At 69.1% G+C, this 15,317-nt stretch carries 11 protein-coding genes; 5 read left to right on the plus strand and 6 right to left on the minus strand.

Annotation, left to right across the window (positions count from 1 at the left end; genetic code table 11):
- The first annotated feature begins 13 nt into the window (after positions 1–13).
- Complete coding sequence (gene ybaK / locus E3O48_RS12535) at positions 14–508, plus strand: Cys-tRNA(Pro) deacylase (protein ID WP_134539237.1); 495 nt, start codon at positions 14–16, stop codon at positions 506–508.
- 15 nt (positions 509–523) lie between these two features.
- Here the strand turns inward: ybaK and glgP are convergent, their stop codons facing one another.
- The gene (gene glgP, locus E3O48_RS12540; RefSeq protein WP_134539239.1) at positions 524–3,109 is read right to left on the minus strand and encodes an alpha-glucan family phosphorylase; all 2,586 of its coding nucleotides are present in this window, start codon (positions 3,107–3,109) and stop codon (positions 524–526) included.
- Positions 3,110–3,322: 213 nt separating this feature from the next.
- On the opposite strand from glgP, the gene E3O48_RS12545 reads away from it, so the two are divergent.
- Together E3O48_RS12545 and glgB are read left to right on the plus strand one after the other, a co-directional pair.
- Complete coding sequence (locus tag E3O48_RS12545; protein ID WP_255453761.1) at positions 3,323–5,308, plus strand: maltotransferase domain-containing protein; 1,986 nt, start codon at positions 3,323–3,325, stop codon at positions 5,306–5,308.
- Positions 5,305–7,680 (plus strand): 1,4-alpha-glucan branching protein GlgB, encoded by a 2,376-nt coding sequence (glgB, locus tag E3O48_RS12550; RefSeq protein WP_134539241.1) that lies wholly within the window; start codon positions 5,305–5,307, stop codon positions 7,678–7,680. Before E3O48_RS12545 ends, glgB begins: the two co-directional genes overlap by 4 nt.
- A gap of 96 nt (positions 7,681–7,776) precedes the next feature.
- Here the strand turns inward: glgB and E3O48_RS12555 are convergent, their stop codons facing one another.
- Both E3O48_RS12555 and E3O48_RS12560 read right to left on the minus strand, forming a co-directional pair.
- The gene (locus tag E3O48_RS12555; protein ID WP_134539243.1) at positions 7,777–8,751 is read right to left on the minus strand and encodes a tetratricopeptide repeat protein; all 975 of its coding nucleotides are present in this window, start codon (positions 8,749–8,751) and stop codon (positions 7,777–7,779) included.
- Positions 8,748–10,544 carry a hypothetical protein gene (locus tag E3O48_RS12560; protein ID WP_241982520.1) on the minus strand — a complete coding sequence of 599 codons (1,797 nt, stop codon included), beginning with the start codon at positions 10,542–10,544 and terminating at the stop codon, positions 8,748–8,750. Before E3O48_RS12560 ends, E3O48_RS12555 begins: the two co-directional genes overlap by 4 nt.
- A 254-nt stretch (positions 10,545–10,798) precedes the next feature.
- On the opposite strand from E3O48_RS12560, the gene E3O48_RS12565 reads away from it, so the two are divergent.
- Both E3O48_RS12565 and E3O48_RS12570 read left to right on the plus strand, forming a co-directional pair.
- The gene (locus E3O48_RS12565) at positions 10,799–12,412 is read left to right on the plus strand and encodes a DivIVA domain-containing protein (RefSeq protein WP_134539247.1); all 1,614 of its coding nucleotides are present in this window, start codon (positions 10,799–10,801) and stop codon (positions 12,410–12,412) included.
- Positions 12,413–12,435: 23 nt separating this feature from the next.
- Positions 12,436–13,485 (plus strand): AI-2E family transporter, encoded by a 1,050-nt coding sequence (locus E3O48_RS12570; protein ID WP_134539249.1) that lies wholly within the window; start codon positions 12,436–12,438, stop codon positions 13,483–13,485.
- On the opposite strand, the gene E3O48_RS12575 is transcribed toward E3O48_RS12570, so the two are convergent.
- From E3O48_RS12575 to E3O48_RS12585, 3 genes are read right to left on the minus strand one after another with little or no spacing between them, the layout of a single operon-like run.
- The gene (locus tag E3O48_RS12575; RefSeq protein ID WP_241982521.1) at positions 13,482–14,222 is read right to left on the minus strand and encodes an alpha/beta hydrolase; all 741 of its coding nucleotides are present in this window, start codon (positions 14,220–14,222) and stop codon (positions 13,482–13,484) included. The genes E3O48_RS12570 and E3O48_RS12575 overlap by 4 nt on opposite strands.
- Positions 14,223–14,254: 32 nt before the next feature.
- Positions 14,255–14,551 carry a hypothetical protein gene (locus tag E3O48_RS12580; RefSeq protein WP_134507030.1) on the minus strand — a complete coding sequence of 99 codons (297 nt, stop codon included), beginning with the start codon at positions 14,549–14,551 and terminating at the stop codon, positions 14,255–14,257.
- 51 nt (positions 14,552–14,602) lie between these two features.
- Entirely contained in the window at positions 14,603–15,274 is a 672-nt protein-coding gene (locus tag E3O48_RS12585; RefSeq protein WP_241974528.1) for a lytic transglycosylase domain-containing protein, read from the minus strand.
- Positions 15,275–15,317 lie beyond the last annotated feature (43 nt).

Raw genomic sequence — 15,317 nt, forward strand, 5'->3', positions numbered from 1 at the left:
GGGACGACACGGCATGGGCAGGCGGGCGGATCACGGTGCGGGAACCCCCGCCACGCTCGCCCTCGAGAGGGCCGGCATCGCCTTCACGCCCCACCTGTACGATCACGACGCCCACGCGACCAACTTCGGACTCGAGGCCGCCCAGAAGCTCGGCCTCGACCCGGCCCGGGTGTTCAAGACTCTCCTCGCCGAGGCGGACGGCACCCTCGTCGTCGGCATCGTGCCGGTCACCGGCCAGCTCGACCTCAAGGCGCTGGCCGCGGCCGTCGGCGCGAAGAAGGCCGTCATGGCCGATCCGAAGACCGCGGAACGCAAGACCGGCTACGTCGTCGGCGGGATCAGCCCGATCGGGCAGAAGACCCCGTTGACGACGGTCATCGACGAGGATGCCCAGCTCTTCGACACCGTCTTCGTCTCAGGCGGCCGGCGGGGGTTCGACATCGAACTCGCCCCCGCCGACCTGGCCCGGGCATCCGGCGCCGTGTTCGCGGCGATCTCCCGAGGGTAGGCCGGCCGAGCAGGCTCAGCCGGCGACGGCGATGAGCCCCATCTCCGCCGGGCTGATCAGCAGGTCGTTGCGGGGCACGACGCGAACGGTGTAGCCGAACGCGCCGCCGCGGTCGAGCTGGACCGTGCCGGTGAACAGGGTCGCGTTGCCGGGGGCCGGGCTGCCGGTGGATTCCTGGTCCGGATCGGTCGCAGCCGTAAGGGCCAGCGTGCTGACGTCGCTGAGCTCGTCGTTGCCCAGGCTCTTCCCGTAGACGACCTCAACGGTCACGTCTCCCGGCTCCAGGCCGTTCAGGTGCACGTGCGCGCGGAGGTGCAGCTCGTCGCCGACCTGCGGCACGGTAGCGACGCCACCCGATTCGACGTGGGCCACGGCCACGCCAGGCCAGGCCGCGACGATCCGGCCCTTCCAGACGGCCAGCTCGCGGGCAGCCCGGTAGTTGTTGGCGGAGAGCCGGGCCTCGGCCTGGCCGGCCGGGCGGTAGAGCTTCTGCACGTATTCCCGCACCATCCGGCCGGCGTTCAGTTCCGGGGACAGCCCGGCGAGGGTGTGCCGGATCGATGACACCCACCGTTCGGGCACGCCGTCCGCGTTGCGATCGTAGAACCGGGGGGCGACGTGGTGCTCGATCAGCTCGTAGAGCGCGTCGGCCTCGATCCGGTCTCGCTCGGCGGAGTCCCCGGCGGCATCCGCCGACGGGATCGCCCAGCCGTTCTTCCCGTCGTAGTACTCAGGCCACCAGCCGTCGAGGATCGACAGGTTGAGCGCACCGTTCAAGGCCGCCTTCATCCCGGACGTGCCGCAGGCCTCGAGCGGCCGGAGCGGGTTGTTGAGCCAGACGTCGGTGCCCGGGTACATCAACTGGGCCATGCCGATGTTGTAGTCCGGAAGGAAGGCGATCCTCGTGCGCAGTTCAGGATCGGCCGCGAACTGCACGACCTTCTGGATCAGGCGTTTGCCTTCTTCATCGGCGGGGTGGGACTTGCCGGCGATCACGATCTGGATCGGGTGCTCAGGGTGCAGCAGGAGGGCTCGGAGGCGTTCGGGGTCGTGCAGCATCAGGGTGAGCCGCTTGTAGGTCGGAACCCGGCGGGCGAAGCCGATGGTGAGCACGCTGGGGTCGAAGACCTTGCCGATCCAGGACGGCACGATGCCGCCCGGGTTCTGCACAAGCCAGGCCGTCGCGATCCGCCGGCGTGCGTCCTCGACGAACTGGAGGCGCATCTGGCCCCTCACCTGCCAGAGGTCGTCGTCGGAGACGGCGTCGGACGCCCAGTCGGCCTCGGAGGTGTCGCTGGTGCCGAGACGGTTCTGGGCGAGCGCGAGGAGCGCCGGGTCGGTCCACGTCGGCGCGTGCACCCCGTTGGTGATCGAGGCGATCGGCACGTCCTCCGCGTCGAAGCCCGGCCAGAGTCCCTTGAACATCCGCCGGCTGACCTCGCCGTGCAGCTTGGAGACGCCGTTGGCGCGCTGCCCGAGGCGGAGGCCCATCAGCGCCATGTTGAAGACGTCGGGTGATCCGTCCTGGTAGTTCTCGGCGCCGAGTGCGAGGAGGTCGTCGACCGCCACCCCCGGAAGCAGGTCGGTCTCGAAGTAGCGGCGCACCAGGCTGCGCTCGAACCGGTCGATTCCGGCCGCGACGGGCGTGTGGGTGGTGAAGACGGTCCCGGCACGCGCGACCTGCAGGGCCTCGGAGAAGCTGAGTCCGTCGCCGATCAGGCTGGAGATGCGTTCCAGGCCGAGGAAACCGGCGTGGCCCTCGTTGGTGTGGAATACCTCGGGGTCCGGGCGCCCGTTGAGGTTGCTCCAGAGCTTCACGGCGCGCGCGCCGCCGATGCCGAGGAGCAGTTCCTGCAGCAGGCGGTGCTCACCGCCGCCGCCGTAGAGGCGGTCCGTGACCAGGCGCAGGTCGTCAGCGTTCTCCGGGATGTCCGTGTCGAGCATGAGCAGGCGGATCCGGCCGACCATGGCCTGCCAGACCCGGGCGTGCAGCGTGCGGTTGTCCGGCAGGGCGAGGGACACCTGCACGGCCGAGCCGTCGGCCCGGCGCAACACCGACAGCGGCAGCCCGTCGGGGTCGAGCAGCGGGTAGCTTTCCACCTGCCACCCGTCAGGCGAGATCGCCTGGCTGAAGTAGCCGGCCCGGTAGAACAGTCCGACCCCGACCAGCGGCACGCCGAGGTCGGAGGCGCTCTTCAGGTGGTCTCCGGCGAGGATGCCCAGCCCGCCCGAATACTGGGGCAGCGCGGCCGCGATGCCGAACTCCGGGGAGAAATACGCGATCGACTCGGGCTTCTCACCCTCGAGTCCCTGGTACCAGCGCGGCTGCTCGAGGTAGTCCCTGAGGTCGGCGCGGACGGAGTTCACCCAGGACACGTAGTCGTGGTCGCGGGAGAGCGCTTCGAGCCTGGCCGGGTCGACGGACCCGAGCAGCGCCACCGGGTCGGCGCCGATCTCACGCCACAGCTCGGGGGCTATGTGCTCGAACAGCTGGCGGGTCGGCTCATGCCAGGACCAGCGCAGGTTGCCCGCCAACTCATCGAGCGCTGCAAGCGACTCGGGCAGGACGGTACGGACGGTAAATTTGCGGATCGCCTTCACGGACCCAAGCCTAGGGCCGGGATGTGTCCATTGCGTTAATGCGCACCGCACCGGGCCGACATTTCGCGCTACGGTCAGTAGGTGGCTAAGACAGTAAAACGCGCAGGCGCGGCTCCTGAATCATCCGGTACGACCCGGCCCCTCCCGAAGACCACCACGGCGGCACGGCAGGCGGCAGCGGCCCCAGCGACGCCGACTCCCCGGGCGACCCGGATCGGGCGCATCCCGATCCTGGACCTGTCCCCGCAACTGCCCGACAATCTCTGGCCGGTCACGGCGTTCACCGGCGAGGTCGTGCCGTTCGGCGCGACGGCGTTCCGGGAGGGCCACGACCTGATCGGCGCCATGCTGCTGCTGACCAGCCCCGACGGCACGCTCACCCGTCACCCGATGAGCCCCGGCGCGCCGGGGACCGACCGGTGGGAAACCGAGGTCCTCCTGGGCAGCCAGGGGCGGTGGGAGTACCGTGTCCGCGCCTATGCGGACGAATGGGCCACCTGGCACCACAACGCTTCGGTGAAGATCCCGGCGGGAATCGATGTCGAACTCATGTTCCTGATCGGTGCCGAACTGCTCACGGCCGCCGGCACGGACAAGGGCCGGCCCGTGGCCGAACGGCGCCTGTTCACCGCCGCGGCGAAGACGCTCGGCGACGTCACCGCATCCGTCGACGCGCGCTTCACCGTCTTGTCCGATCCCAAGTTGCTGGCCGCCGTCGCCGTGCGGCCGATCACCGGCCTCGAGTCGGTCTCGGAGCCGCGCACGATCCTGGTCGAGCGCCTCCGCGCCGGGGTCGGCTCCTGGTACGAGTTCTTCCCCCGGTCCGAAGGCGCGGTGCGCCGCGAGGACGGCTCCTGGCAGAGCGGCACGTTCCGCACCGCGGCGAAGCGCCTGCCGGCCGTGGCCGCCATGGGTTTCGACGTCGTCTACCTGCCGCCGATCCACCCGATCGGCCGCGCCTTCCGTAAGGGGCCGAACAACACGCTGGGCGCCGGCCCGGACGACCCGGGATCGCCCTGGGCGATCGGCTCGGCCGAGGGCGGCCATGACGCCATCCACCCCGACCTGGGCACCCTGGCCGACTTCGCCTTCTTCCTGGACGCAGCAAAGGACCGCGGGGTGGAGATCGCGATCGATCTCGCGCTCCAGGCCTCCCCCGACCACCCGTGGGTGACCGAGCATCCGGAGTGGTTCACCACCCTCCCGGACGGGTCGATCGCCTACGCGGAGAACCCGCCGAAGAAATACCAGGACATCTACCCGATCAACTTCGACAACGACCCGGCCGGCATCCGCGCCGAGGTGTTGCGGATCGTGCGGCACTGGATCAACGTCGGGGTGAAGATCTTCCGGGTCGACAACCCGCACACCAAACCGCTGGACTTCTGGGAATGGCTGATATCCACGATCGCCGACGAGGCGCCGGACGTGTTCTTCCTGGCCGAGGCGTTCACCCGTCCGGCGCTTCTGCAGGGACTGGGCAAGGTCGGTTTCCAGCAGTCCTACACGTACTTCACCTGGCGCAACACGAAGGAGGAACTCGAGGAGTTCTTCGACGGTCTCGCCCATGAGACGGCCGATTTCGTGCGCCCGAACCTGTTCGTGAACACTCCGGACATCCTCTCCGAGTACCTGCAGTTCGGCGGCCCGGCCGCGTTCAAGATCCGTGCGGCCCTCGCCGCCACCGCCGCGCCGACCTGGGGCCTGTACAGCGGATTCGAGCTCTACGAGTCCGTGGCGCGCCCCGGCGCCGAAGAGAACATCGACAACGAGAAGTACGAGTACCGTCCGCGCGACTTCGCCGCGGCGGAGGCGCACGGCGCCTCGCTCGCGCCGTATCTCACGGTGCTGAACCGGATCCGGGCCGAACACCCGGCGCTCGGCCAGCTGCGCAACCTGGACATCCACTCCAGCGAGGACGAGGCGATCCTCGTCTACAGCAAGTTCCTCGACGCGCCGTTTACCGGCACGGGGGCTCCGGACGCCCTCCTCGTCGTCGCGAACGTCGACCCGCACTCGGTGCGGCAGACGGTGGTGCACCTGGACGTCACCCGGTTCGGCATCCCGGAGGGCGGGTCGTTCGAGGTGGAGGACCTGATCACCGGGGCCACCTGGACCTGGGCCGCCGACAACTTCGTGCGCCTCGACGCATTCACCGAACCGGTGCACATCCTGCACGTGAAGGGACCAGTCTCATGAAGCACGCCCACGAGGACCCGGCCGCCGTGACGGTCCCGCCGACGGCAACCGTCCCGCCCGCGGCGATCGTCCCGCCGACGGCAACCGTCCCGCCCAGAGCGACCGCCCCGGCCGCGAGCCCCGCCGTAGCGACGCCCACGCCGACCTCGTCCTCCTCGTCCCCGGCCGGGTCGCTCCCGACGCTCCCGGAATCGGTGCTCGAGGCCGTCGCCGAGGGCCGGTACTACAACCCGCATGAGGTCCTCGGCCAGCACCTGCTGCAGCCGTCCGGAGCCGGCGACGGCGCCGTCACCGACCCGCTCACGGTCATCCGCGCCCTGCGCCCGCTGGCCACCGAGGTCTTCGCCATCCTGTCGACCGGTGCGCACGTCGAGCTGGCGCACCTGAGCCGCGGGATCTGGCAGGGAGTCAGCACCCTCGGCCTGCAGGATTACACGCTGGAGGCGCGCTACAGTGACGCTCCGACCTGGATCGTCGACGACCCGTACCGCTTCCTACCCACCCTCGGCGAGCTCGACCTGCACCTGATCGGCGAGGGCCGCCACGAACGCCTCTGGGACGTGCTCGGCGCGCACTACCGCTCGCACGCCGGAGCCATGGGCGAGACCACCGGAACCTCGTTCTCGGTCTGGGCCCCGCACGCCAGGTCGGTGCGCGTGATCGGTGACTTCAACGGCTGGAGCGGTGTGCTGCACTCCATGCGCAACATGGGCAGCACGGGCGTTTGGGAGCTGTTCGTGCCCGGCCTCCCCGCCGGTTCCAACTACAAGTTCGAGCTCCTCACGCAGTCCGGTGACTGGGTCCGCAAGGCCGATCCGATGGCCCGGTACACCGAGGTGCCGCCGAAGACGGCGTCCGTCATCGGCGAGACGTCGTACGAGTGGGGGGATGCCGCCTGGCTCAGCGCGCGCAGCGCCACCGACCAGCACGACCGACCGATGAGCATCTACGAGATGCACGTCGGGTCGTGGCGTCCCGGGCTCGGCTACCGCGACCTCGCGGACGAACTCATCTCCTACCTCGAGGAACTCGCCTACACGCACGTCGAGTTCATGCCGCTGTGCGAGCACCCCTTCGGCGGGTCCTGGGGCTATCAGGTCACCGGCTACTACGCGCCGACCAGCCGGTTCGGTCACCCCGACGACCTGCGCTACCTGATCGACCGGCTGCACCAGGCCGGGATCGGCGTGATCATGGACTGGGTTCCCGGGCACTTCCCGAAGGACGACTTCGCCCTGGCCCGATTCGACGGCCAGGCTCTCTACGAACACCCCGACCCGCGCCGCGGCGAGCAGATGGACTGGGGCACCTTCGTGTTCGACTTCGGGCAGAAGCAGGTGCGCAACTTCCTCGTCGCGAACGCGCTCTACTGGCTCGAGGAGTTCCACATCGACGGCCTGCGCGTCGACGCCGTCGCCTCCATGCTCTACCTGGACTACTCCCGGGAGGACGGCCAGTGGGAGCCGAACATCTACGGCGGAAACGAGAACCTCGAGGCGATCAGCCTGCTCCAGGAGATCACCGCCACGGCCTACAAGCGCAACCCCGGAACGGTGATGATCGCCGAGGAGTCCACGAACTGGGGCGGGGTGACCGCACCGACCTCCGGCGGCGGGCTCGGCTTCGGCTTCAAGTGGAACATGGGCTGGATGCACGACTCACTGGAGTACATGCAGATCGACCCGATGTACCGGGCCTACCACCACAATGAGATGACCTTCTCCTTCGTCTACGCCTTCAGCGAGAACTTCCTGTTGCCGATCAGCCACGACGAGGTCGTGCACGGCAAGGGCTCCCTGGTCGCGAAGATGCCGGGCGACTCGTGGCAGCAGCTCGCGAATGTGCGCGCCTACCTGTCGTTCATGTGGGCCCACCCGGGCAAACAGCTGCTCTTCATGGGCCAGGAATTCGGACAGCGGTCGGAGTGGAGCGAGTCGCGCGGCCTCGACTGGTGGATGCTGGACCAGCCCGCGCACCGCGGGCTGTTCACCCTTGTCGGTGCCCTCAACCGCACCTACCGGGACACTGCGAGCCTGTGGGCGCGCGACAACGACCCGGGCGGCTTCGAGCTGCTCGACGGCGGAGCCGCCGCCCAGAACGTGATCTCCTTCCTGCGCTGGGACAACGACGCCAATCCCGTCGCCTGCCTGTTCAACTTCTCCGGGCAGCCGCACACCGGCTACCGGGTCGGCCTGCCGTTCGCCGGGGTGTGGGACGAGATCGTCAACACGGACGCGGAGATCTTCGGCGGCTCCGGCGTGGGCAACCTCGGTGCCGTGGACGCGGTCGCCGAGCCTTGGGCCGGCCGGCCGGCATCCGCGACCCTCACCCTGCCGCCGCTCGCCGGCCTCTGGTTGCGTCTGCGTCGCTGACCTGCCGCCCACCGCGTGAGAGCGCAGAATCGGCCCCTTCAGTTCTTCGGAAGGGGCCGATTCTGCACTCTCGCGGAGCGGAAGGAGGCGGGAGGGTCAGTAGAGCAGGGCCGTCAGGCGGGACCGGGTCGGGGCAACGCGCGGGTCGTCCTGGCCGATGACCTCGAACAGGTCGAGGATGCGCTCGCGGATCCTGTTCCTGCCGGCGGGGTCCTGGGTCGGGAAGAGAGCCAGCAGGCGGTCGAAGGCGTCCTCGACATGGCCGCCGGACAGGTCCAGGTCGGCGACGAGCAGCTGGGCGTCGAGATCCCCGGGCGCCGCAGCGGCCTCCGCGCGGATCTCGGCCATGGTCCGGCCGTGCAACCGGGCCAGCAGGCCGACCTGGGCGAGGCCGGCGATGGCCATCTGGTCGCGCGGGTCCTGCGCGATCGCGGTCTTGTAGAGCGCGGTCGCGGCGGCGTAGTCGCCACGTTCGATGGCTTCGTACGCCTCACGGTGCAGGGGCGGCAACTCGGGTTCGACCGGCGCCGGCGCCTCAGCCGCGTCGTCGGCCTCCCCCGTGGGCTCCGGTGCGACGGCGGTGCCGGTGACTCCGTGCTCGGCCGCGAGCTGCAGCACGCGCTGGAGGACCTCACGGACCTGGCCTTCGGGGATCGCCCCGTTGAAGAGCTGCACCGGTTGGCCGCCGATGACCGCGGCGACGGTCGGGATCGACTGGGCCTGGAACGCCTGGGTCAGCTGCGGGTTGGAGTCGACGTCGACCTTGGCCAGCACGAACCGGCCCTCGTACTCGGCGACGAGCTTTTCGAGGATGGGCGTGAGCTGCTTGCACGGCTCGCACCACTCGGCCCACAGGTCGACGATCACGGGCACCGTCATGGACAGTTCGAGCACCTCGCCGAAGTTCGCGTCGGTGCCCTCCAGGGTGAGGCTCGGCACCGGCACGGCGGCCGGCGCTGCCCCGGCTGCCGCAGCAGGTGACCCCGGGACGGAAGCCGGTGGCCGGTTCACCAGGGACGAGAGGTCGACGGCTCCGCGCATATTGACGCCGGACGGTGGCACAAGACTCATGGAAGCTCCGTGGATGAGATCAGACCCTGGGCGAAGCCAAGGAGGACGATTTTGTCGGATGAACCGGCGGCCGGCACGTGGAACAGGAGTTGGTCGCCGTAAGTGCTCTGGATTCCCTTTGCGGTCGCCGACACGCCCGACAGCGCCTTGCTGGCGCCCTCCGGGCTGACCGTCGCGCCCGCGTCGACCGGTTTCACGGTCTCGGTCTCGGTGATGCTGACGGCGACGATGCTCCCGGAGTCGTTCGTCGCCAGGGCGACCGGTGAACCAGCGCCGACGGCGGCCGCGAAATCGATCGACGCGGTCGTCGGAAGGGCGGCCCGTTTCTCGTTCTTCTTGTCGAGTCCCACCTGGGTGCGGAAGGTGTCGCCCTTCACCTGGAACAGGCCGTAGGACGGGCTCTTGTCCCCCTGGAGCAGGATGTCGGCATAGGCCGCCGCCACCTCGCCCGGCGGCAGGAGCAGCAGTTTCGAGTCGGGGGCGATGATCGGCGCGCCGATGGTCGCCGGGGCGACATCCGGCACCTTCGCCGCGGCCTCGAGCTGCACCGCATACTCGATCAGGTAGGCCGACCGGGGAGTCTCCTGCCTCAGCACGATGGCCGTCGGTGCGACAGCGGCATCGTCCGCGCTCTGGATGACCGTCATCACGACCCGTGGCCAGGTCGAGGATTGCTGGGGAAGCGTCAGTGTCAGCGGGGACGCCGGCAACGCGGGCAACGCCGGGTAGTCAGCGATGGCCGCCCGGATCCTGTAGTTGGCCAGGCGCTGTTCCAGCGCCGGGCCGGTGAACCGGGCCGCGAGGGCGTCGCCGTTGAGCTTGGCGTCCGCGTCGGTGGTGAGAACGGCGATCCGTCGCACGATGCGTTCGAGCTGGGGCACCGTCACCGCGGGCGGCGGCACGTCCTTGACGGCCTTGGGCACGTCGGTCGCGGCGGCGGTCGCGCTGGCCGCCGCATCGGGAGTAGCCGGGGAACTGGGCCAGAAATCAGCGGAGCAACCGCTCAGCACGAGGCCGGTCACCAGGAGGACCGGCACGGTGGCGATGAATTTGCGGGTGATGGAACGGCGCGGACCGGTGATCTCGCTCGCCTTGATCAACTTGGGCCGGGGCACCCGGGGCAGCCGGGGCATCCGCGGCCCGCGCGGCAGGTTTCGGCGGGGACCGTGGGAGCGGCGCAGGTGGATGAGCGCCCACAGGTAGAGGATCAGCCCGATGACCGCGAGCGCTCCACCTCCGGCGATCAGGGGACCGGCCATCGGGGTCGAGTTGTCGGTGGGCCAGGTGATGGTGATCTTCGTCGGCGCGGGCTTCGTGCCGTCCGAGGCGACGATGACCGCGATGCCGTCCGGAACATTTATGGTGGTGGTCAGCGAGCCCTTGCCGCTGAACTCCTGCAGCCACAGGTCGGAGCCGACCGGGTCGGTGCTCTGCCGTGCCACGGGGGCACCGGCGGGAGCATCCGTCGACGCCTCACCGGTCGCCGCCGGGGCCTCGGTGAGCTTGCTGCTCAGCCTGGCGGTGTTCTTGACCTGACGGATGTCGTCGTAGGGCTCGTCGGCGAGCCACGCCGTGACGTCGCCCGACCGTCCGTAGGCGGCGAAAACGGTGTCTGACCCGGTGATGGTGAGCGTCTGGCTGCCGGGGAAGGCGGTGAGGGCACTGGGCTCGATGACCGCGAACCGGACATCGTCGGCGACCGTGGTGCTGACGCTCGTGGAAGCCGGTTCAAGAAAGACCGTCCGCTGGGCGATGCCGAGAACGATCATCGCGGCCGCGAGGACGAATGCCACAATGGCAAGAACAAAACGCACGTAAACCCTCCTGTGTCGCCGGCCGCCGGACGCACGCACTCGCACGCACCGCCCGGATTCGAGCCCGGGTTGCAGCAGACAGGACGTCTCACGATACTGGGTGCCGCTGAGAGGCGCCTAATAGCCCCCTGAACTCGGGACGCGCCCCGGTCTCCCGGACAGACTAAAATTATCACGGCCCTGCCCTGAGAGAACCCGAATGCGGGGTCAGAGTCCCATTATGAGGAGATAGCGTGCCGACCGACGAAGCTGATTTCACCCAGGTTTTCCGTGGTTATGACAAGGAAGAGGTCGACAAGGCGTTGCAGGGTTTGCGCCGGGACCTGATCCAGGCGAACAGCCAGGCCACCGAGGCCGCCCGGGAGATCAAGCGCCTGGCCGCGCACATCGACGACCTGAACGCCGAAATCGAGGAAGTGGGCAGCCCCACCTTTTCCGGGCTCGGCACCAAGCTCGAGAACACACTTCGGGTGGCCGAGGAGCAGTCCACCCGTGTCATCGCCCAGGCCGACATCGACGCCGAGCGTCTGCGCGCGTCCGCTGCCGCCGAGGTCGACACGCTCCGCCGCGAAGCGGCCGACCACGCCGAGCGCGTCCTGTCGGATGCCGCGGTGAAGGCCGAGCGCATCCTCGAAGATACCTCCGCGGAAGCCGACGACCTGCTTGCCCGCGCCCACGACGACTACACCACCCTCACTCAGGACGGCGTCCAGGAGGCCGCCGCCATTCGCGGCGCGGTCGCCACCGAGGCCGCGGAGCTGCGCGCCACGGTCAAACGTGAGGTGGCGGCCATCCGCTCAGAGGCCGAACGCGAGGCTGCCGAGGTGCGGGTCGTGGCCCAGCGGGAGGCCACGGAGGCCCGCGAGATCGCGGCCGGCCTCACCCGCGAAACCGAACTCACCCGGGCCGAGGTCGCGCACGAACTGGACCAGCAGCGCGCCGACCTGGCCAGGGAGACCGAGCAGGCCAGGATCGACCTCGCCGCGGAGACCGAACAGGACCGCCTGGACCTGGCCAGGGAGACCGAGCAGGCCAGGATCGATCTGGCACACGAGAGCGAGCTGGCCCGCGCCGAACTGGCAATCGAAATCGAGCAGGCGAAGATCGACCTCGAACGCGAGATCGAGCTGGCCCGGGCCGACCTCGTCATCGAGCGGGAACAGGCCCAGACCGACCTCACCCGGGACCTCGAGCGCCAGCGAGTCTCCCTCGCCCGGGAGATCGAGAAGGCCCGGGCCGATCTCGCCGCGGAACTCGAGCAGTCCCACGCCGACCAGGCGCGCGACAACGAGCAGTCCCGCGCGGACTTCACGGCCGACAGCGAACAACTGCGGATCGACCTGGACAACCAGCTCACCGCCGCACGGAAGCGCGGGGAGCATGAAGCGGCCAGGCTGCGGCGCGAGATCGACCAGACCAGGGCCGACCTCGACATCGAGCTTAAGGCTCGCCGTGACGAGGCCGAGCAGGGGCACCTGGTCCGCCACCAGGAGGCCGTCGCGCAGACCCAGAAGTTCCTCGATGAGGCGGCCCGCCAGCTCGCCGACACGAACAAGCGCACGGCCGAGCTGCGCGCGCTGAACGACCAGCTCGACAGCGGCGCCCGGAACGACGCCAGGATCGCGAAGAAGGCGGCCGAAGCCGGCGCGGAGCAGATCGTGCGTGAGGCCGAGGCCAGGGCTGCCGCCCTGGTGTCCGAGGCGGAGGCGCGCACACGCGCCCTCGTCACCGACGCCGAAGAGCGCCTCTCGCAGATTAGGATTGAGCGCGACGCGGTTGCCGGCTACTTCGAAAGCCTGCGCGGCCTCCTCACCCAGGCGGAGAGGGTCACGGCCACAGACGACTAGACCGAAGCAGGGGGAAACTCAGAGTGAAGATCCAGAACGCGTTCCGAGTCGGACTGATCGGCACCCTGGGTGTCGGCCTCGGACTGCTGATCATCAGCTCCGTCGTCACCCTGCAGACGATCATCACCTACGTCGGTGCTGCTCTCTTCATCTCCCTGGGCCTCGACCCGGCCGTGTCCTGGCTGGAGAAGAAGAAGTTTCCGCGCTGGGCCGCAATCCTCACCGTGCTGGTCGCTGTTGTCGGTGTGCTGACGGGCGTGGTCTTCGCAATTGTGCCGATCATCGTCGACCAGGTTGCCAAGCTCTCCAAGGCCATCCCCGACCTCGTCAAGTCGGTGAACACGTCCACCTTCCTGGCGGACATCCAGCGCCAGTTCCCCGGCCTCAAGGTCAACGAAATCGTCGCCTCGATCACGGACTATCTCGGCGGCAACCTGACCACGATCACAACGACGTTGATCCAGTCCGGGCTCGCCGTGGTGAGCGGCCTGTTCGGCGGGCTGATCATCCTCATCCTGTCGCTCTACTTCACCGCGTCACTGCACAGCATCAAGCGGGCGATGTACCAGCTGGTGCCGGCGACGAAGCGCGAGCGGTTCGCCGATCTGACCGAACAGATCACGACGGCCGTCGGACGCTTCGTGATCGGTCAGGCGGCGCTCGCGCTGTGCAACGGAATACTGAGCTTCATCTTCCTCTCGATCATCGGGGCGCCGTTCCCGGCGTTGCTTGCACTGATCGCGTTCCTGCTCTCGCTCATTCCGCTGGTCGGCACGATCAGCGGTTCGGTCATCATCGTGCTGACCTGCCTCGTGCCCGGGATCGGGAGCTCGCCGCTGACCGCCCTCGTCGCGGCGATCTACTACCTCGTCTACATGCAGGTTGAGGCCTACCTGCTCAGCCCCAACATCATGAACCGGGCGGTGTCCGTTCCGGGCGCCGTCGTCGTCGTCGCCGCCCTGGCCGGTGGACAGCTGCTCGGCATCCTGGGCGCGCTGATCGCGATCCCCGTCGCCGCCTCGGTGATCATGATCATCAAGCAGGTCGTCATCCCCAGGCAGAACGAGCTCTAACCCGGTACCGCCTGGCCGGCCCAGACTGTCGGCAGCGGTGCGGCCGAGGGATTCACGACGGCGACGATCTCGTCCAGGATCCGACGGGTCTGGCTCTCCCCCACCCACAGGTGCTTTCCGCCGTCGACGGCGATGAACCGGGTGCCCGGCACACTGGCGAACCGTTTCCTCGCCTCGTCGGGGCGCAGATAGTCATCGTGTTCGGGAATGATGGCCACGAGCTGGCGTTCGTTGCCTGCCCAGGCGGCCAGTTCGGCATCCGTCGCCCGGTGCAGCGGCGGGGAGAGCAGGATGGCGCCGCGGATCGGATGCTCGAGGCCGTACTTGACGGCGAGCTCGGTGCCGAACGACCAGCCGACGAGCCACGGATTCGGTAGGTGCCGTTCGGCGACGAAGGCCATGGCCGCTGCCACGTCGGCGCGTTCGGCGTCGCCGTGGCCGAAAACCCCGTCACTGGTGCCCCGGGGCGACGTGGTCCCGCGGGTGTTGAACCGCAGCACGGCCAGTCCGGCCAGGGCCGGCAGTCGCCCGGCGGCCTTTCGCAGGATGTGGGAATCCATGAATCCGCCGTGCGTCGGCAGAGGGTGCAGGGTGACGAGGGTCGCCACCGGGGGGCGATCCGCCGGAGTCGCGAGTTCCCCGACCAGGGTGAGGCCGTCCGTGGTGTGCAGTTCGATGTGCTCGCGCACGGCCGGCAGTTCGATCCCGCCCCTGATTTCTACGGCGTTCGGACTCACGGATGCTCCTTCTCGGCCGGCACCGGACGGCGTCATTTGATCTTCCAGCAGTGTGCGTGCCAGTGGCGGCGGGCGGCGAGGTCGGCGGCCTCACCCATCAGGCCGTCACCGCGCCAGGCGACGAGGTGGGCCCGGCCCGGTTCGATCTCGAGGTTGCATCCCGGGCAGACGTAACTCTTCCCCGCCCGCGCCGCAGCGACCGGTTGCACTGTCCACAGGCCGTCTCTGCGGGTCTCCGTGCGACGCCAACCGGCCCGCAGCCGGTCGAGGCCGTCGCCGTTCTCCTCCGGCCCGGGTCGGTGGCCCCTGGGTCGGTTGCTGCGTGGCATTCGGCCAGTCTACGTCGATGGCGCTGGGCCGGAAGACGGTGTCGCTACGGGTCAGTACCAGCCGTTGTCGACGGAGTGCGCCCAGGCGCCGCAGGGCGTGCCGTAGCGGCCCGACACGTAGCCGAGGCCCCATTCGATCTGTGTCCCGGCGTTGGTCTCCCAGTCGGCGCCGGCAGACGCCATCTTGGAACCGGGCAGGGCCTGCGGGATACCGTAGGCACCGCTGGACGAGTTGGCGGCGTTGACGCGCCAGCCGGACTCCTTGTTCCAGAGCGAGACGAGGCAGTTGAACTGGTCCTCGCCCCAGCCGCGGGCGACGACCTTGTCATGGGCGATCGCCTGGGCGGAGCCCGGGTCGGGCACGGCTGCCGACGGGGCGCGGCCGCTCGAGCTGGAGGCGGACTTGGCGGCAACCGGAACCGGAACGGGCTTCGGCTTCTCAGTGACGGTGAAGTTGTCGCGGGTGATGGTGTTCGTGTATGCCCCGGCGACCTGGATCTCCTGCACGGCCTGGCCGCCGAAGCGATCGCCGGCGATCTGGAAGTAGGGGGATGCCGTGGCGCCGGAGTACGGGTCGACGACGCTGACGAGCACGAACGCGGCCGCAGCGGTGAACGCGAAGGTGAACAGGGAGGCCTGCCCGCGGGACCGAGGTCGTCGCATCCGGGGTCTGACGGGCCTGCCGGCCGGCTCGGACGCGATGATGTTCAGATGTCTACCCACGATTCGTCGAGCCTAGCCCAGATTCGGGATAACAGCCAGATAA

Origin of the sequence: Cryobacterium sp. HLT2-28 (assembly GCF_004402495.1) — a bacterium.
GTDB classification, from domain to species: domain Bacteria; phylum Actinomycetota; class Actinomycetes; order Actinomycetales; family Microbacteriaceae; genus Cryobacterium; species Cryobacterium mannosilyticum.